18 protein-coding genes are annotated in these 17,219 nt (G+C 74.4%); 15 read left to right on the top strand and 3 right to left on the bottom strand.

Annotation, left to right across the window (positions count from 1 at the left end):
• Positions 1 to 40 precede the first annotated feature (40 nt).
• The 7 genes from DER29_RS00400 (at position 41) to DER29_RS00370 (ending at position 7,487) form a co-directional block, all read left to right on the top strand.
• The gene (locus DER29_RS00400) at positions 41 to 1,279 is read left to right on the top strand and encodes an O-antigen ligase family protein (protein ID WP_370040232.1); all 1,239 of its coding nucleotides are present in this window, start codon (positions 41 to 43) and stop codon (positions 1,277 to 1,279) included.
• The gene (locus DER29_RS00395) at positions 1,276 to 3,006 is read left to right on the top strand and encodes a lipopolysaccharide biosynthesis protein (RefSeq protein ID WP_233599595.1); all 1,731 of its coding nucleotides are present in this window, start codon (positions 1,276 to 1,278) and stop codon (positions 3,004 to 3,006) included. Before DER29_RS00400 ends, DER29_RS00395 begins: the two co-directional genes overlap by 4 nt.
• A gap of 8 nt (positions 3,007 to 3,014) precedes the next feature.
• Positions 3,015 to 3,917 carry a sulfotransferase domain-containing protein gene (locus tag DER29_RS00390; protein ID WP_121398854.1) on the top strand — a complete coding sequence of 301 codons (903 nt, stop codon included), beginning with the start codon at positions 3,015 to 3,017 and terminating at the stop codon, positions 3,915 to 3,917.
• On the top strand, positions 3,914 to 5,173 hold the full coding sequence (locus tag DER29_RS00385) for a hypothetical protein (RefSeq protein ID WP_121395270.1): 1,260 nt from the start codon (positions 3,914 to 3,916) through the stop codon (positions 5,171 to 5,173). Before DER29_RS00390 ends, DER29_RS00385 begins: the two co-directional genes overlap by 4 nt.
• Positions 5,174 to 5,398: 225 nt before the next feature.
• On the top strand, positions 5,399 to 5,881 hold the full coding sequence (locus DER29_RS00380) for a UDP-N-acetylglucosamine--LPS N-acetylglucosamine transferase (RefSeq protein ID WP_121395268.1): 483 nt from the start codon (positions 5,399 to 5,401) through the stop codon (positions 5,879 to 5,881).
• Between the two features lie 74 nt (positions 5,882 to 5,955).
• Positions 5,956 to 6,570: a glycosyltransferase gene (locus DER29_RS00375; protein WP_233599971.1), complete on the top strand. Its 615-nt coding sequence runs from the start codon at positions 5,956 to 5,958 to the stop codon at positions 6,568 to 6,570.
• On the top strand, positions 6,567 to 7,487 hold the full coding sequence (locus DER29_RS00370) for a glycosyltransferase family 2 protein (protein WP_121398853.1): 921 nt from the start codon (positions 6,567 to 6,569) through the stop codon (positions 7,485 to 7,487). Before DER29_RS00375 ends, DER29_RS00370 begins: the two co-directional genes overlap by 4 nt.
• 8 nt (positions 7,488 to 7,495) lie before the next feature.
• On the opposite strand, the gene DER29_RS00365 is transcribed toward DER29_RS00370, so the two are convergent.
• On the bottom strand, positions 7,496 to 8,152 hold the full coding sequence (locus DER29_RS00365) for a TetR/AcrR family transcriptional regulator (RefSeq protein WP_121395264.1): 657 nt from the start codon (positions 8,150 to 8,152) through the stop codon (positions 7,496 to 7,498).
• Between the two features lie 132 nt (positions 8,153 to 8,284).
• Between DER29_RS00365 and DER29_RS00360 the strand changes: the two genes are divergently transcribed.
• The 3 genes from DER29_RS00360 (at position 8,285) to DER29_RS00350 (ending at position 11,180) form a co-directional block, all read left to right on the top strand.
• Positions 8,285 to 9,295 (top strand): hypothetical protein, encoded by a 1,011-nt coding sequence (locus DER29_RS00360; RefSeq protein ID WP_121395262.1) that lies wholly within the window; start codon positions 8,285 to 8,287, stop codon positions 9,293 to 9,295.
• Positions 9,296 to 9,439: 144 nt separating this feature from the next.
• Entirely contained in the window at positions 9,440 to 10,618 is a 1,179-nt protein-coding gene (gene aroC, locus DER29_RS00355; protein ID WP_121395260.1) for a chorismate synthase, read from the top strand.
• 58 nt (positions 10,619 to 10,676) lie between these two features.
• Positions 10,677 to 11,180, top strand: coding sequence for a shikimate kinase (locus DER29_RS00350; RefSeq protein WP_121398851.1), 504 nt, complete (start codon positions 10,677 to 10,679; stop codon positions 11,178 to 11,180).
• Positions 11,181 to 11,304: 124 nt separating this feature from the next.
• Here DER29_RS00350 and DER29_RS00345 read toward each other — a convergent pair whose 3' ends face one another.
• Entirely contained in the window at positions 11,305 to 12,033 is a 729-nt protein-coding gene (locus tag DER29_RS00345) for an alpha/beta fold hydrolase (RefSeq protein WP_121395258.1), read from the bottom strand.
• An 81-nt stretch (positions 12,034 to 12,114) separates the two neighbouring features.
• On the opposite strand from DER29_RS00345, the gene DER29_RS00340 reads away from it, so the two are divergent.
• The 5 genes from DER29_RS00340 to nusB all read left to right on the top strand — a co-directional run bounded on the left by DER29_RS00340 (position 12,115) and on the right by nusB (position 16,593).
• Positions 12,115 to 13,080 carry a YafY family protein gene (locus tag DER29_RS00340; RefSeq protein WP_121395256.1) on the top strand — a complete coding sequence of 322 codons (966 nt, stop codon included), beginning with the start codon at positions 12,115 to 12,117 and terminating at the stop codon, positions 13,078 to 13,080.
• 148 nt (positions 13,081 to 13,228) lie between these two features.
• A complete protein-coding gene (gene aroB, locus DER29_RS00335; RefSeq protein WP_121395254.1) occupies positions 13,229 to 14,305 on the top strand; it encodes a 3-dehydroquinate synthase in 1,077 nt (358 codons plus the stop codon).
• A complete protein-coding gene (aroQ, locus tag DER29_RS00330; protein ID WP_121395252.1) occupies positions 14,302 to 14,733 on the top strand; it encodes a type II 3-dehydroquinate dehydratase in 432 nt (143 codons plus the stop codon). The genes aroB and aroQ overlap by 4 nt, the downstream gene beginning before the upstream one ends.
• A gap of 868 nt (positions 14,734 to 15,601) precedes the next feature.
• Positions 15,602 to 16,159 carry an elongation factor P gene (efp, locus tag DER29_RS00325; RefSeq protein ID WP_121395249.1) on the top strand — a complete coding sequence of 186 codons (558 nt, stop codon included), beginning with the start codon at positions 15,602 to 15,604 and terminating at the stop codon, positions 16,157 to 16,159.
• Between the two features lie 23 nt (positions 16,160 to 16,182).
• Entirely contained in the window at positions 16,183 to 16,593 is a 411-nt protein-coding gene (gene nusB, locus DER29_RS00320) for a transcription antitermination factor NusB (RefSeq protein WP_172896683.1), read from the top strand.
• Between the two features lie 129 nt (positions 16,594 to 16,722).
• Here nusB and DER29_RS00315 read toward each other — a convergent pair whose 3' ends face one another.
• The gene (locus DER29_RS00315; RefSeq protein WP_013285505.1) at positions 16,723 to 17,211 is read right to left on the bottom strand and encodes a transcriptional regulator; all 489 of its coding nucleotides are present in this window, start codon (positions 17,209 to 17,211) and stop codon (positions 16,723 to 16,725) included.
• Between the last annotated feature and the right edge of the window lie 8 nt (positions 17,212 to 17,219).

The following is a 17,219-nucleotide window of genomic DNA, read 5'->3' as shown; positions in this document are numbered from 1 at the left end:
GCCGCCCCCGCCACGGTTGCCGCTCTGGCCGCTGGCGTTGATGTTCGGCATGGTGCCCGTCTGGTGGCTGGCCGGCGCGTTCTACCTCGGGTGGCCCCTGCTCGGGGCGCTGCTGTTCGCGCTGCTGTTCATCCGGGGCCGGGTGCCGTTGCCTCCGGCCGCCGGGATCTGGCTGCTGTTCCTGGCCGTCGTGGTGGTCAGCGCCACCCAACTGCATACGCCGGCCTCGGTGCTGACGTTCGCCCTGCGGCTCGCCTTCTACCTCACCGCCCTCGTGGTGGGCGTCTACGTCTACGCGGTCACCCGGGAGCGCCCCGACCAGGTCGCGGTCCTCGTTCCGCTCTGCGCCTTCTGGTTCGGGCTGGTCGCGCTGGGCTGGCTGGGCGTGCTGGCACCCCGGTTCGCGCTGACCACCCCGGTGGAGGTGCTGCTCCCGGGCGGGGTGGCCAACACCCCGTTCATCCAGGACATGGTCCACCTCACCACCGCGGAGTACAGCGCCCGGTCGTTGAACCCGATCTACCGGCCGGCCGCGCCGTTCGCGTACACCAACAACTACGGCAGCGCGTACGCGATGACGCTGCCCTGCGTCGTGGCCTTCACCATGCTGCGCCGGCGCGGCGTGTTGCGCTGGGCGCTGCTGGCGTCGCTGCCGCTGTCGTTGGCGCCGGCCTTCCTCACGCTCAACCGGGCGATGTTCCTCAGCCTCGGCGCCGGGCTGGCGGTGCTCGGCGTCCGGGCCGCCCTGCGCGGCAACGTCCGGGTGGCCGCGTCGATCGTCGGGGTGGTGGTCACCGGTGGCCTCGTCACCCTGTTCATCCCGGTCACCCAGCTGATCGGCAACCGGGTCGAGTCCAGCGACACCAACACCGACCGGCTCTCCCTCTATGTGGAGGTGATCCGGCGGGTACGGGAGTCGCCCTGGCTCGGCTACGGCGCGCCGGTGAACGTCGACACCGTCAGCGCCGAGGCGCCGATCGGCACCCAGGGGCAGCTGTGGATGGTGCTGTTCAGCCACGGCGTCCCCGCGCTGCTGTGCTTCCTCGCGTGGTTCGTGGTCGCCGCGCTGATCTGCGCCCGGGCCACGTCCGCCGCCGGGCAGTGGCTGGCCGTGGTGCCGGTGGTCTGTCTGGTGCAGATCCCCTTCTACGGCATGGCCAACCAGAACCTCGCGGTCGCCTTCTTCGCGGTCGCCTTCGCGATGGCGCTCACCGAGCGGGAGACCGCCGCCCGCCTGCACCGCCCCCGTCTCCCGCGCCCGGAAGCGGTGCCCGCATGACCGCCGCCACCCACCCGCCCTCCGGTCCCCACCCGGCCGCCGCACCGGACGGGCCGGCCCCGGCAGCCGTGCCAGATGGGCCCGCCCCGGCCGCCGCACCGGACGGGGCGACCCGGGCCGGGGCGATCCCGGGCGGACCGCCGGCCGGCACCGGCGCGCCCGGTGGGACCGCCGGGGCGTCCGGCGACGACACGGAGACCCGCCGCAGCGTCCGCAGCGGCGTCGCCGGGCTGATCGGCGCGGCCACCAGCGGACTCTTCGGCTTCCTGCTCGCGGTCGTCATCACCCGCGGCTACGGCACGGTCGGCTCCGGGGCGTTCTTCGCCGCGATCGGGGTGGTCACCGTCGCCACCGCCGTGTGCACCCTCGGCGCGGAGACCGGGCTGATGTGGGCGCTGCCCCGCCGGCGCCTCGGCGCGCGCGGCGACGCCGCCCGGGTGCTCCCGGTGGCGCTGCTCCCGCCGCTGCTGGTCGCGGTAGCCGTCGCCGTGGGCGGGGTGCTCGCCGCCGACGCGCTCGCCCCGCGCCTGCTCGGCGGCTCCGGCGTCGACGGCGCGGCCCTGCTGACGGCGAGCTTCGCCGCGGTGCCGGTGGTGGTGGCGATGACGCTGCTGCTCGCCGCGCTGCGCTGCGCGCGCCCGATCCGGGCGTACGTCGGGGTGCAGTTCTTCCTGCTGCCGGTGGCCCGGCCGGTGCTGGTCGGCGCGGCGGCCCTGGCCGGCGGGGGCCTGCTGGCCGGCATGACCGGCTGGCTGGTGCCGGCGGCGCTCGCCCTGCTGGCCTGCCTGACGCTGGTGGCCGGCCCGCTCGGCGTCGGCCGGGGCGCGGCGCTGCGGCCCGCCGCGGGCGACTGGTCGGCGTTCTGGCGCTTCGCGCTGCCCCGGGCCGCGTCGGCCGCCATCGACGCCGGCAACATGTGGGTGGGCGTGCTGCTCACGTCGGTGCTCGCCGGGCCGGCCGACGCCGGCGTGTTCGGCGCCGTCGGGCGCTACATCCTCGCCGGCCAGCTGGCCATGCAGGGGCTGCGGGTGGCGGTGTCGCCGCAGTTGTCCCGGCTGCTCGGGCGCGGGGACCGGGCCGCGGCGGCGGCCGTGCACCGGCAGTTGACCACGTGGGGGCTGGTGCTGTCCTGGCCGGTCTACCTGCTGCTGGCCGTCTTCGGGCTGGCCTTCCTCCAACTCTTCGGGCCCGAGTTCACCGCCGGTGCCACCGCGATGACCGTGCTCGCGCTGGCCATGCTGGTCAACACCGGCGTCGGCAACGTGCAGAGCCTGCTACTGATGGGCGGGCGCAGCGGGCTGCACCTGGCCGCCACGCTGGCCGGGCTGCTCGTCACCGTCTCCCTCGGCCTCTGGCTGATCCCGGCGCACGGCGCGACCGGGGCGGCGCTGGCCTGGGCGCTCGGCATCGCCACCGAGAACGTCACGGCGGTCGTCTGCGCCCGGGTCGTGGTCGGCCAGCCGCTGGTCGACGCGGCGATGCTGCGGGCCGGGGCGGCCACCGTCGCCGGAGTCGGGGCCGCGGCGGCGGTCGGGGTGCTGGCCGGCGGCCGGGGGATCGGCGGCCTGGCCGTGGCCCTGGGCGTGCTGGCCGCCGGCTGCGTCGGCTTGTTGACGTTGCCCCGGGTGCGGCACCGCATCCGGGTGACCATGGTGCAGGTCCGTGGGCGGCAGGAGGCGGCCCCGGCCGCCACCGGGCGCGCCCCGGAGGAATCGAAGGGCAGGTGAGGTCCGTCGTGCCGTCCATCCGAGACCGGGTGAAGCAGCTCGTACCGACCCAGGTGACGGAGCGGGTGCGGGAGTCACTCGTCGACTACGGGGTGCGGACCAGCGACCGGCGACCGCTGCCGGACTTCCTCATCATCGGCACGAAGCGGGGCGGCACCACCTCGCTGTGGAACTACCTGATCCAGCACCCGCTGGTGCCCCGGCTCTTTCCCGCCTGGAACACCAAGTCCTCGCACTACTTCGAGGAGCACTGGCGTCGCGGCGAGGCCTGGTACCGCTCGCACTTCCCGACGCAGCGCCACCGGGAGGCGCTGGAGAAGCGGCACGGCGGGCCCGTGCGCGTCGGCGAGGCGGCGCCGCTGTACATGTTCCACCCTCTCGCGGCGCAGCGGGTCGCGGCGCTGATGCCGTCGGTGCGGCTGATCGTGCTGCTGCGCGACCCGGTGGAGCGGGCGTACTCGCACTGGAAGGAACGGCGCACGCACGGCATCGAGCCGCTCGACTTCGCCGCCGCGCTGGCCGCCGAGCAGGAGCGCACGGCGGGGGAGCGGGAGCGACTGATCGCCGAGCCGGAGTACTTCAGCGAGCCGTACGACTGGTACACCTACCGGGCCCGAGGCCGCTACCTGGAGCACCTGGAGCCGTGGCTGGAGCGGTTCGACCGGGAGCAGATCCTCTTCCTGCCCAGCGAGGACCTCTACCGCGACGCCCGGTCGACCTATCGCCGGACGTTGGACTTCCTCGGCCTGCCCCCGCACGACCTGCCCGACTTCAAGGTCTACAACGACCGCCGTTCGGCGCCGCTGGAGCCGGCCGTGCGCGCCGAGCTGACCGAGTACTACCGCCCGTACAACGATGCGTTGCGGCAGCGGTTGGGGCTGGAGCTCGACTGGCCGGACCGGGCCCCGTGACGGCGCCGGCCACCGCCGCCGACCCCCGCTCGCGTACCGACGGGCTGGGCTGGGTCACCCGGGCCGTGTTCGGCGACGAGCGGATCGCCCTGACCGTGGGCGCCCCGCCGCCGCCCGGGCACCGGGTCGTCGCCCGGTACGCGGTCGTCCCGTCGCTCGCCCGGGCCCGGTTCCTGCTGCCGCTCGGCGCGCCCCGGGCCACGGCCGCCTCGCTGCTGGCGTACAACGCGCTGCGTCCGCCGAAGGTGCGGGCGGTGCGGGCCGGGCTCGGCGTGCTGGCGCGGGTCGGCGCGGTCGACCTGGCCCGGTTCCCCCGGCTGACGGTGTCGCTGCCCGAGCGGGTCGCGGCCGACGAGGCGCTGCTGGCCGGGCGGTTGGGCGCCGCACTCGGCGCGCCGTCGGTCTACGCGGCCTGCGGGGTCCGCCCGCCGGACCCGAACCACAAGCCCACCCTGCAACTGTTCGGCGCGGACGGCCGGGCCCTCGGCTACGCGAAGATCGGCTGGAACGGGGCCACCCGGGCGCTGGTGACCGCCGAGGCGGCGGCCCTGCGCGAGCTGCCGGCGGTGACCGGCGTGCCCGACCATCCGGCGGCGCCCCGGCTGCTCGCCGAGACGACGGCCGCCGGGCAGGTGGTCGCGCTGGTCGAGCCGCTGCCACCGGCCGTGCGTGGGGTGTCGGTCGGCGAACCGCCGCGGATCGCGGCGCTGCTGGCCGTGGCCCGCCGGGGCCGCCCGCCGGCCCCACCGCGCGCCGTGGCCGGGTCGGCGTTCCTGGCCCGGCTCGCCGCCGAGGCCGCACGCGCCGCCGCCGGCACGCCGGAAGGGGCCCGGGCGGTCGCCGCCGTCGCCGCCCTGACCGGCCGGCACGGCGACACGGCCGTCGAGTTCGGGCACTGGCACGGCGACTGGGTGCCCTGGAACCTCGGCGTGCACGCCGGCCGCCTCGTCGCCTGGGACTGGGAGCACAGCGGGCCGGACGTGCCGCTCGGCTTCGACCTGGCGCACGACGCGTTCCAGCGGGCCCTGGTGCTGCGCGGCGAGCCCGCCGCGGCGGCGGCGCGGGCCGTCGACGCCCACCTCGACCGGTACGGCGCCGACCTCGGGCTCGCACCGGCGGCCCGGCGGCTGGTGGCCGACGCCTACCTGCTGGAGATGTGGCTGCGCACCTGGCGCCTCGCCGACGCCGGCGCGGGCTGGAACGCCGCACTGCATCCCGCCCTGCTGGACATCGTCGAGAAACGACATAGCGGCTGATCCGCCGAAATCGCCGGAGCCGTCGGCCCGCCGTTGACTCCGGACAGTGACGAAGAAATTCCAGGTCGTGACGATCGTCGATACCGATGGTCGGCGCGGCGCACCCGATCCGCCACCCGCGGAGATCGACTTGTCACCCGGTCGCCCTATTTCACCAGCCGGGGACGTGTGATCTGCTGTCGCGTGGCGACCACCGAACGTCCAAGCGAACTTGTGGGGAGTCGCGTGGAAACGACAACCGAGGATGCCGGCGAGCCCGGAGTCCTGCTCCTGGTGGGCTCCAGCGGCGGCCACCTGGCCCAACTGCTCGCCCTGCGCCCGTGGTACGAACGCTGGCGGCGGTGCTGGGTCACCTTCGACACACCCGAGGCGCTCTCGCTGCTGGCCGGCGAGGAACTCGTCCCGGCGCACCACCCGACCACCCGCAACGTGCCGAACCTGCTGCGCAACGCCGTCCTCGCCTGGCGGGTGCTGCGGTCGCGCCGGGTCGCCGCGGTGGTGACCACCGGCGCCGGGGTGGCCGTCCCGTTCGTGGTGCTGGCCCGGCTCCGGCGCGTACCGACCGTCTACATCGAGGTGTACGACCGCATCGACACCCCGACCCTGACCGCCCGGCTCTGCCGGCCGTTCCTCTCCGCGATGCTCGTGCAGTGGGACGAGCAGCGCCGGCAGTACCCGGAGGCCACCGTCGTGGGGACCCTGTTGTGAGCGCCGAGAGCACCGGAACCGCCCCCGCGCACCGCGTCGCCCCCGGCCGTCCCCGGCCGGCGGGCGCCAACCGGGTGCCCCGGCCGCGCGACCCCGGCGACCTCGTCCGGGCCCGGCTGCTGGTCGCCGTCGGCACCGACAAGCATCCGTTCGACCGCCTGGTCGGCTGGCTGGAGGAGTGGCACCCCGCCGTCGCCGAGAACGTCGGGATGACCGTCCAGCACGGACACACCCGGGCCCCCGGGGTGCCCGGGGCGATGCCCTTCCTCGGCCACGACGAGCTGCAGACCGCGATGGCCGAGGCCGACCTCGTGGTCTGCCACGGCGGCCCGGCCACCATCCTGGAGGCCCGCCGGCACGGTCACCTGCCGATCGTCGTCCCACGGGACCCGACCCGGGGCGAACACGTCGACGACCACCAGCAGTTGTTCGCCCGCCGGCTGGGCGCGGCCGGCATGGTGGCGCTGGCCGAGACCCGGGAGGCGCTGTTCGAGGCGCTCACCGCCGGCCTCGCCGACCCGTCGCGGTTCGCCGTCGCGGCCGACCCGGACGCGTCCCGGGCGCGCCGCGCGGCGGTCGAGCAGGTGGGACGGATCGTGGAGGACCTGGTGGCCGCGTCGACCGGACGACGGCAGCGGACGAGGTGGCGGCCGTGGGCACGGCCCGGCCGGAACGGAGAGCGGCGATGACCGAACACCCGAGCGTGAGCGCGGTGGTCCCCACCCGGGACCGCCCGGAGCTGCTCCGGGCCGCTGTGCGCGCCATCCTCGACCAGGACCACCCCGGCCCGATCGAGGTGGTGGTGGTCTACGACCAGTCCGAGCCGGACGCCTCGCTGGCGGAGCTGTCCCGCCCGGACCGGCTGGTCCGGGTGATCCGCAACGGGCGTGCCCCCGGCCTGGCCGGCGCCCGCAACTCCGGCGTCCTGGCCGCCACCGGCGAGCTCGTCGCGTTCTGCGACGACGACGACGAGTGGCTGCCCGGCAAGCTGCGCGCCCAGGTCGAGGCGCTCGCCGCCCACCCCGACGCGGAGTTCGTCAGCTGCGGCATCCGGGTCAGCTACGACGGGCACACCGTCGACCGGGCGCTGCCGAAGGACTCGGTCACCCTGGCCGACCTGCTGCGGGACCGGATGACGGAGCTGCACCCGTCGACCTTCCTGATCCGCGCCGCCGCGCTGCGCGACGGGTTCGGGCTGGTCGACGAGGAGATCCCGGGCAGCTACGCGGAGGACTACGAGTTCCTGCTCCGGGCCGCCCGCAGCGCGCCGCTGGTCAACCTGCGCACGCCGTACGTGCTGGTGCGCTGGCACAAGCGGTCCTACTTCGCGCAGCGCTGGGACACCATCTCCGAGGCGTTGCAGTGGCTGCTGGAGCGCTACCCCGAGTTCGGCACCCAGCCGGCCGGCGAGGCGCGGGTCACCGGGCAGATCGCCTTCGCCCGTGCCGCGTCCGGCGACCGGCGGGGCGCGATGCGCTGGGCCCGGCACACCATCCGGCGCAACCCGCGTGAGCCGAGGGCGTACCTGGCCCTCGCCGTGGCCGGGCGGATGGTCCGCGCTGACGCGGTGCTGCGTACCCTGCACAAACGCGGCCGGGGTATCTGAGCGTGCGTTCAGGGCTGGGTGCGTCGCTCGGCGGCGTCGAACGCGGGCGCGAGCGGGGCCAGCGCCGCGCGGAGCTGGTCGGGCAGTGAGCCGGAGGGCACGACCAGCCCTCCGGCGCCGAAGCCCTCGGCGGCCCCTGCGTTCCCGGCCGGCTGGAGCCAGCCTTCCAATGCGATGCGAACCGCCGCGGCCACGCTTGCCGCGAGAACGCGGGCTGTGTGCGCTCCGGCGTCACCCAGGCGTTCGGCGATCGCTGCCGTGAGAGGGGGCTCGATGCCGGTGGTGGTGTCGAGGAACGCGTCGCGCAGCGCGGTCCGGGTGGTGATCAACAGCAGCACCTGGTATTCCTGCTCGCCGGTGTTCGCGTACTGCTCGACCACTGCTTCGGTGACGGCGTCGGCCAGGCGCGCTCCTGCGGGCCGGGCCGTGACCGCCGCCGCGATGCGCGCCTCCCGGTCGGCGGTGACAGCGGAGACGATCGCCTGCTCGCGGCTGGCGAAGTAGTTGTTGTAGGTGCGCGGCGAGACCCCGGCCGCCTCGGCGATGTCCTCGACCCGCACCTGGTCCGGTCCGTGCTGCACGGCCAGGCGCAGGGCCGCCTCGCGTAGCGCCTCGCGCGTGGCCTGCTTCTTCCGCTCCCGCAGCCCTGGTGGTGGCGTCGTCACGGTCTCAGCGTCCCACGCAGGGCTGCGTACGCGCAAAGTTGCGCGTACGTAAACTTGCGTGCGCGCACGTTTCCTGTCAGTCTCGGCCCTACCGGGACCGACAGAAAGGACGCCGCCATGCGCGCAAGAGGAATGACCTACGACACCGGATTCGTCGTGCACGGCCAGACGTCCCGCGAGCACTTCGACCTTGCGGTGGTCCGGCGCGAGCTCGCCATCATCCGCGACGACCTGCACTGCAACGCGGTCCAGATCATCGGCGGCGACCCGGATCGACTGGAGCTGGCCGCCGGTGCCGCCGCCGAACTCGGCCTGGAGGTCTGGTTCTCGCCCTATCCGCTGGAGCTGGATCCGCAGCAGATCCTCACGCTCTTCCGCGACTGCGCCGAGCGAGCGGAACGGCTCCGGCAGCAGGGGGCCGCGGTCGTGTTCGTCGCAGGGGTCGAGCTGAGCGTGATGAACCGCGGGTTCCTGCCCGGAGAGAGCCCCGAGGACCGGGTCGGGCAGTTGATGAGACAACCCGAACGGCGGGCCGAAGCCATCCGCGAACTCGGCGTGCGAATCAACGCTTTCCTCCGCGACGCGGTAGCCACGGTCCGTGACCGCTTCGAGGGCAAACTCACCTACGCATCCATCCAGTTCGAGCAGGTCGACTGGACTCCCTTCGACATCGTGGCGTTCGAGCTGATCCGCTCCGCCGAGGTCGCCGACCAGTTCCGGGACGCGGTGCGCATCCTGGCCCAGGGCCCGAAGCCGCTCGCCATCACCGGATTCGGCACCGCGGCCTACCGCGGCGCGGGGGACCGCGGTGGGCGAGTGCTGGAAGTGGTCGAGCACGACCCGGAGACCAGGGCCCCGGTACGGCTGAACGGCGTATACGAGCGTGACGAGGCCGGCCAGGCCACCTATCTGAGCGAACTCCTGGAGATCTTCGAGACCGAGGGCGTGGACAGCGCCTTCGTGTTCCTGTTCGCCTTGCCTGGCTACCCGCACCGCCCGGACGGCGACCCCAGGGACGACCTGGACCGGGCCGGCCTGGGCATCGTCAAACTCCTCGAAGGACGCCGTGGGCAGACCTACCCCGACATGGAATGGGAGCCCAAGGCCGCCTTCGCGGCAGTGGCACAGCGCTATCGGAGGTGACCGGCCCGGAGCAGATGGAACCTGAGGCCGGTACGAGTCACCCCGGGCCACCCGGCGGTCGCGCCGGTGCCGCGCCGCGTCCGCAGGGCGGGACGCGGCGGGCACCGCACGGCGGCGGGCACCGGGCGTGACAGACTGACCGCTGTGTTGCGCTGGTTGACTGCAGGGGAATCGCACGGTCCCGCCCTCGTCGCGATGCTCGAGGGCGTGCCCGCCGGCGTCGAGGTGACCACCGGGGAGATCGCCGGTGAGCTGGCCCGGCGGCGGCTCGGCTACGGCCGGGGCGCGCGGATGTCGTTCGAGCAGGACGAGGTCGAGATCATCGGCGGGCTCCGGCACGGGGTGACACTCGGCAGCCCGGTCGCGATCCGCGTCGGCAACTCCGAGTGGCCCAAGTGGCGCACGGTCATGGCGGCCGACCCCGTCGACGCGGAGGAGCTCGCCAGCCAGGCCCGCAACGCGCCGCTGACCCGCCCCCGTCCGGGCCACGCCGACCTGGCCGGCATGCAGAAGTACGGCCACACCGACGCCCGGCCGATCCTGGAACGGGCCAGCGCGCGGGAGACCGCCGCCCGCGTCGCCGTCGGCACGGTCGCCAAGGCGCTGGTCCGGCAGGCCCTCGGCATCGAGATCGTCTCGCACGTGGTGGAACTGGGCCCGGTCGCCGCCAAGCCGGGGCTGCGCCCCACGCCCGCCGACGCCGCCCGCATCGACGCCGACCCGCTGCGCTGCCTCGACCCGGAGGCCAGCGCCCGGATGGTCGCCGAGGTCGACGCCGCGAAGAAGGCCGCCGACACCCTGGGTGGCGTGGTCGAGGTGCTGGCGTACGGGGTGCCGCCGGGCCTGGGCAGCCACGTGCAGTGGGACCGCAAGCTCGACGCCCGGCTCGCGACCGCCCTGATGTCGATCCAGGCCATCAAGGGCGTGGAGATCGGCGACGGCTGGCAGCAGGCGCGCTCCCGTGGCTCCGAGGCGCACGACGAGATCATCCCCACCGCCACCGGCGTACGCCGGGTCACCGACCGGGCCGGCGGGCTGGAGGGCGGCATCACCACAGGCGAGCCGCTGCGGGTGAAGGCCGCGATGAAGCCGATCTCGTCGCTGAACCGGGCTCTGGCGACGGTGGACGTCACCACCGGCGAGCCGGCCACCGCAATCAACCAGCGCTCGGACGTCTGCGCCGTGCCCGCCGCCGCCGTCGTCGCCGAGGCGATGGTGGCGCTGGTGCTGGCGGAGGCCGCGACCGAGAAGTTCGGCGGCGACTCGGTCGCCGAGATCCGTCGCAACCTGGCCGGCTACCTCGACGCGCTGGTGATCCGGTGAGCGCGGAACGCGCGGCGGGTCGACGGGCGGGGCGCGCTGCCGGCCGGCGGTGCCGCTGATGGCGCCGGTCTGCGTGCTGGTCGGGGCGCCCGGCTCCGGCAAGACCACGGTCGGGCTGGCGTTGGCGGAGCTGCTCGGCGTGGAGTTCCGCGACACCGACCTGGACATCGTCCGGCTGGCCGGCAAGCCGATCCCCGAGATCTTCATCGACGAGGGCGAGGACCACTTCCGTACCCTCGAACGGGCGGCGGTGGCGGCGGGGTTGGCCTCGTGCGAGGGCGTGCTCGCCCTCGGCGGCGGCGCGGTCCTCGCCGAGGAGAACCGCGCGGCCCTGGTCGGGCACCCCGTGGTCTACCTCTCCGTCGAGCTGTCCGACGCGGTGAAGCGGGTCGGGCTCGGCATGGGCCGCCCACTGCTGGCGATCAACCCCCGGGCGACGCTGAAGTACCTGCTGGACCAGCGTCGCCCCCTCTACGCCGAGGTGGCCACCGCGACGGTCGTCACCGACGGGCGGTCCCCGGCGGAGATCGCCGCCGAGATCGCCGCGCTCCTCAGGCGCTGACCCGCCGCGCTCCTCAGGCGCTGAGCCGCCGCACTTCCGCTGCGGCGCTGGACCGGGGCACGTGCACGGTCGGTCCGGCCGCCCGCATGCCGGATGCCGCATGCGGGCGGGGCGTCGGTGGCCGTCAGTCGCGGGCGATGCGGTCGAGCACGTCGGCCAGGCCCTCCGGCTCGCTGAGCATCGGCCAGTGCCCGGTGGGCAGCGCGTGCAGTTGGCCGCCGGCCAGCCCGGCGAAGAACGGGTGGCCCTGCGCGATCATGCCCTCGACCACCTCGAGCGGGAAGGTGCTGGCGACCAGGGCCGTCGGCACCGCGCGCCCGCCGGCGCGACGCACCGGGTCGGTGGCGGCGCGCAGCGGGTGGGCGGTGGCGCGCCGGCGCAGCAGCGCGAGCGCGGCGGAATCCAGCCCCGCCAGGTTCTCCGGGTCCTCCGCCGGATCGAACGCGGGCGGCGGCAGCAGGTGCCCGCCGCCGATCTCGGCGCGCAGCCGCTCCTGCTCCTCCGGCGGGTTGCTGTCGAACTGCGACATGCCGTCCGGCATCGGCCCGCTCTCCACGTAGACCACCCGGGCGATCCGCTCCGGAACGCGGTCCGCCGCCTGGGTCACCGGCAGCCCGCCGCCGGAGTGCCCCACCAGCACCACGTCGTGCAGGTCCTCCACCTCGATCAACCGGACGATGTCGGTGGTGTGCGTCTCCAGGCCCACCTCCGGGCCGGCGAGATGGGCGCGCTCGGCCACCCCGGTCAGCGTCACCGGGTGGACCTCGTGACCCCGCCCGCGCAGCGCGGCGGTCACCTCGCGCCACGCCCAACCGCCCAGCCAGAAACCCGGAACCAGCACGAACGTCGCCATCTGCGACCTCCCTCTCTCGTCGTCCGGGACCACCGTACGATCGAATCCGGACGCTTTCCGCCCGCTTTCGAGGAGTGGCCCGTGGCACACCCCGCCGCCCGGGTGCTCGGCATGCTCGAACTGCTCCAGAGCCATCACCGGCTCACCGGGGCGGAACTGGCCCGCCGGCTGGGGGTGGACGGGCGTACGGTGCGCCGCTACGCCGCGACCCTGGCGGAGCTGGGCGTCCCGGTGACCGCCGAGCGGGGTCGCCACGGCGGCTACCGGCTGCGCCCCGGCTACAAGCTGCCGCCGCTGATGCTCACCGACGACGAGGCCGTCGCCGTGCTGCTCGGTCTGGTCGCCGCCGAGCGGCTCGGGCTGGGCACCGAGGAGCCGGCCACCGCGACCGCGCTGGCGAAGATCCGCCGGGTGCTGCCGCCCACGCTCGGTGACCGCCTCGCCGCGGTGCAGGAGCACCTCGACTTCACCCTGCGCCGGTCGGTCCCGGAGGCCCGGCCGGCGACCGCGACGCTGCTCACCCTCGCCGACGCGGCCCGGCACCGGCGCCGGGTACGGCTGGACCACCGTTCCTTCTCCGGCGCGGCGACCCGCCGCGAACTCGACCCGTATGGGCTGGTCTTCCACGCCGGCCGGTGGTACGTCACCGGTCACGACCACCTGCGCGGGGAGGTGCGCACGTTCCGGCTGGACCGGATCGGGGAGGTAAAGCCGGGGGAGGAGACCTTCACCGTCCCCGACGGCTTCGACCCGGTGGCCCGGGTGACCCGCGCGCTGGCCCGCGTGCCGTACGCCCACGACGTCGAGGTGCTGCTGGAGACCGACCTGGCCGCCGCCCGGCGCCGCCTCCCGCCCAGCGTGGCCGAGCTGAGCGCGACCGCCGACGGCGTGCTGTTGCGCGCCCGCGCGGAGAACCTGGGCGGGATGGCCCAGCTGCTCGCCGGGCTGGGCTGCCCGTTCACCGTGCTGCGTCCCGACGCCCTGCGCGACGAGGTCGCCGAGCACGCCCGCCGGTTGGCCGCCTGGGCCGTACGGGTGCCCGGGTGACCCCCCGCCGACGTGACCGGCCCGGTGCCGCCTGGCGAGCCATGCGAACGATGCGGGCGATCGCAAGGGCGGCGGGCCGGCGCGAGCGGATGGCCACGAAGTGGACAGTTCCCGCCCGGGACCGGGCGGCTGGACTAGGCTGCCGGCGATGGACGAGGTGACCCGGATCCCGGTCGGCGGCGAGCGCCCGTACGACGTGCTGGTGGGACGCGACCTGCTCGACGCGCTGCCCGGGCTGCTGCCGGACGCGACCCGGGTGGCGGTGCTGCACGCGCACCCGCTCAGGGAGTTGGCCGAGGCGATCGGCGGGCGGCTGCGCGCCGCCGGCGTCGCACCGCTGCTGATCGAGGTGCCGGACGCCGAGGCGGGCAAGCGCATCGACGTCGCGGCGACCTGCTGGGACCGGCTGGGCGAGGCGGGTTTCACCCGTACCGACGCGGTGGTGGGCGTCGGTGGCGGCGCGGTGACCGACCTGGCCGGCTTCGTCGCGGCCTGCTGGCTGCGCGGGGTGCGCTGGGTGCCGGTGGCGACCTCGCTGCTGGGCATGGTCGACGCGGCGGTGGGCGGCAAGACCGGGATCAACACCGGCGCCGGCAAGAACCTGGTCGGAGCTTTCCATCCACCGGTCGGCGTCCTCGCCGACCTGGCGACGCTGGACAGCCTCCCGCAGGCCGACCTCGCCGCCGGCCTGGCCGAGGTGGTCAAGTGCGGCTTCATCGCCGACCCGGTGATCCTCGACCTGGTGGAACGGGACCGGGCGGCGGTCACCGACCCGACCGGCCCGGTGACCCGCGAGCTGATCGAGCGGGCGATCCGGGTGAAGTCCGACGTGGTCTCGGGCGACCTGCGCGAGTCGGGCGTGCGGGAGGTGCTCAACTACGGCCACACCCTGGCCCACGCCATCGAGAAGGCGGAGGGCTACCGCTGGCGGCACGGCCACGCGGTGTCGGTCGGCGTCGTCTACGCCGGTGAGTTGGCCCGGCTGGCGGGGCGGCTGGACGCCCCCACCGCGGAGCGGCACCGGACGGCCATGGCGGCGCTCGGCCTGCCGACCAGCTATCCCGCCCAGGCCTGGCCCGGGCTGCTCGCCGCGATGCGGGTGGACAAGAAGACCCGGGGCAGCCAGCTGCGTTTCGTCGTGCTGGACGGGCTGGCCCGTCCGGCGATCCTCGAGGGCCCGGACGACGAGCTGCTGGAGGCGGCCTACCGCGAGGTGGCCGCGTGAAGGTCCACGTGCTGAACGGCCCGAACCTCAGCCGGCTCGGCACCCGACAGCCGGACGTCTACGGGGCGACCACCTACGCGGATCTGGTGACGCTCTGCGAGTCGACCGGGCGGGAACTCGGCCTGGACGTGACGGTGCGGCAGACCGACGCCGAGCACGAGCTGCTGGGCTGGCTGCACGCCGCTGCCGACGAGGGCGCCGCCGTGGTCCTCAACCCCGCCGCGTGGTCGCACTACTCGTACGCGGTCCGGGACGCCTGCGCCATGCTGCGCGGGCCGCTGGTCGAGGTGCACATCTCCAACATCCACGCCCGCGAGGAGTTCCGGCACCACTCCGTGGTGTCGGCGGTGGCGACCGGGGTGATCTGCGGCCTCGGCGTCGACGGCTACCGCCTGGCCCTGCACCATCTGGCCGCCCTGAACCGCTGAGGCCGTCACCCCGCCACCAACCCCGTCGCCGTCCCGCTACCCTGTCCCGCCGCCCGCCGCCCGCCGCCCGCCGCCCGCCGCCCGCCGCCCGCCGCCCGCCGCCCGCCGCCCGCCGCCCGCCGCCCGCCGCCCGCCGCCCGCCGCCCGCCGCCCGCCGCCCGCCGCCCGCCTGTCGCGCGAGTCGGCGAGATGCGTGCCGACGCCGCGCTTCGGATGCCGTGACGGTGAGTAACATCTCCCCTCATTGCTGAGGGTAACCGTCCGCGCGGTGCCCGCTCGCTGCCCTCCGGACGCTTTGCTCTGCATCCGGATTCGCACCACCGCGCTGAGCTGGGGTTTCTTGTCGGCGGCGAATCGTGGTCGAGAGCGAGAAGATGACCATGCGTAACTGGTGCGTCCGCAGGTGCAGAGCAAAGGGGGGCGCAGGAACTTCCCGGCGGGGAAGCCTCGGCTCACGGAGGGTGATATGTCGGCACGCCTTGTTGCCGGCAATCCTGTGACGTGGCTGGGCCGGCGGCAGGGCGAGGTGGCCGGGCCGGCGGGGTGAGGTGGCCGGGCCGGTGGGGCGACATGGGTTGGGGCCGGTGGGGCGACGTGGTGGGACCGGTGGGTGACTGGTGGGACCGGCGGGAGCACCCGGGGCGGCGGCGGAGAGCGGTGGGAGGCGGCGGTAAGTGTCGCGGGCGGCAGGAGGGTGCCGGAGAGGTCGCGGGCGGGCGGCGGGAGGGTGCCGGAAAGCGTCGCGGGCGGGCGGCGGGAGTGCGGCGGAAAGCGCTGCGGAAGGGTGGCGGGAAGCGGCGGGCAGCGGCGTTCGGCGCAACTAGTAGACTTGCCAGGTCTGTCCGCCAATTGATGATCAAGGCAGGAAATGGCCACCACCAACGACCTGAAGAACGGCCTGGTACTCAACCTCGACGGAGAACTCTGGGCCGTCGTCGAGTTCCAGCACGTCAAGCCCGGTAAGGGTGGCGCGTTCGTGCGTACCACCCTGAAGAACGTGCTGTCCGGCAAGGTGGTCGACAAGACCTTCAACGCGGGCACCAAGGTCGAGACCGCGACCGTGGACAAGCGCACCATGCAGTATCTGTACGCCGACGGCGAGGACTACGTCTTCATGGATCTGGAGACGTTCGACCAGATCAACGTGCCGGGCGCCACCGTCGGCGAGGCGGCGAACTACCTGCTGCCCGAGGCCGAGGCGACCGTGGCCACCCACGAGGGTGTCCCGCTCTACATCGAGCTTCCGACCAGCGTCGTGCTGGAGGTCACCTACACCGAGCCGGGCCTGCAGGGCGACCGGTCGACCGGCGGCAACAAGCCGGCCACCGTCGAGACCGACGCGACGGTCCAGGTGCCGCTCTTCATCACCACCGGCGAGAAGATCAAGGTCGACACCCGCGACGGCCGTTACCTCGGCCGCGCCTGATGGCCGAGGGTCCCAAGCAGCAGATGCCTGCGCGTCGCAAGGCGCGCAAGCGGGCCCTGGACGTGCTCTTCGAGGCCGACCTGCGGGACCGTCCGCCGGTCGAGGTGCTCGCCGGCTACATCGAGCGGATCGAGAAGCCCCGGCCCGAGCACCTGGGATACGCGGTGAGCCTCGTCGAGGGGGTCGCCGCCCACCTCGACCGGATCGACGAGGTGATCGCCAGCTACGCCGAGGGGTGGACGCTGGACCGGATGCCGGCGGTCGACCGCAACCTCGCGCGGATCGCGGTCTACGAGCTGCTCTACGTCGACGAGATCGACGACGCGGTGGCCATCAGCGAGGCCGTCGAGCTGGCCCGGCAGATGTCGACCGACGACTCGCCGCGCTTCCTCAACGGCATCCTCGGCCGCATCGCCGAGTACGCCACCCGCTGACGCGGCGCACGTCACAGCCGACGTGCGTCACACCCGGCGGGTGACGGCGGGCGGGGACGCGACACGAACGACCGTACGACGACGAGAAGGGCCCGTGCCGTCCGGCACGGGCCCTTCTCGCGGTCGGGGTCAGCTGGCGAAGAACGCCCGCGGGTCGGCTACCAGCACACCGTGCTCGGTGAGCCGCTCGATCAGGCCGGACGGCGAGGCGTCGTACACGATCGCGAGCGCGCGCAGGTCGTCGGCGCGGATGGAGAGCACGCGACCGTTGTAGTCACCGCGCTGCTGCTGGATGGCACGCGCGTACCGGGCGACGTAGGCCAGGTCCTCGGAGGCCTCGTCGTACAGCCGCTCCAGGTCGAGGACGATCTTGCTGGTGGGCTCGTGGCGAACCCCGCTGCCGTCGGGCAGCAGCTCCGAGACGGGAACGCGGTAGAAGTCGGCCAGCTCGGCCAGGCGCGACACCGTGACGGCGCGGTCGCCGCGCTCGTAGGAGCCGACCACCACCGCCTTCCACCGCCCGTTCGACTTCTCCTCCACGCCCTGCAGGGACAGGCCCTGCTGCTGGCGGATGGAGCGCAGGCGGGCGCCCAGAGACTTGGCGTATTCAGAGGGCATTAAACACT

This window comes from Micromonospora sp. M71_S20 (genome assembly GCF_003664255.1).
In the GTDB taxonomy this organism is placed as follows: Bacteria; Actinomycetota; Actinomycetes; order Mycobacteriales; family Micromonosporaceae; genus Micromonospora.
The sequence above is the reverse complement of the archived record's forward strand: the minus strand, read 5'-3'. Positions and strand labels throughout refer to the sequence as shown.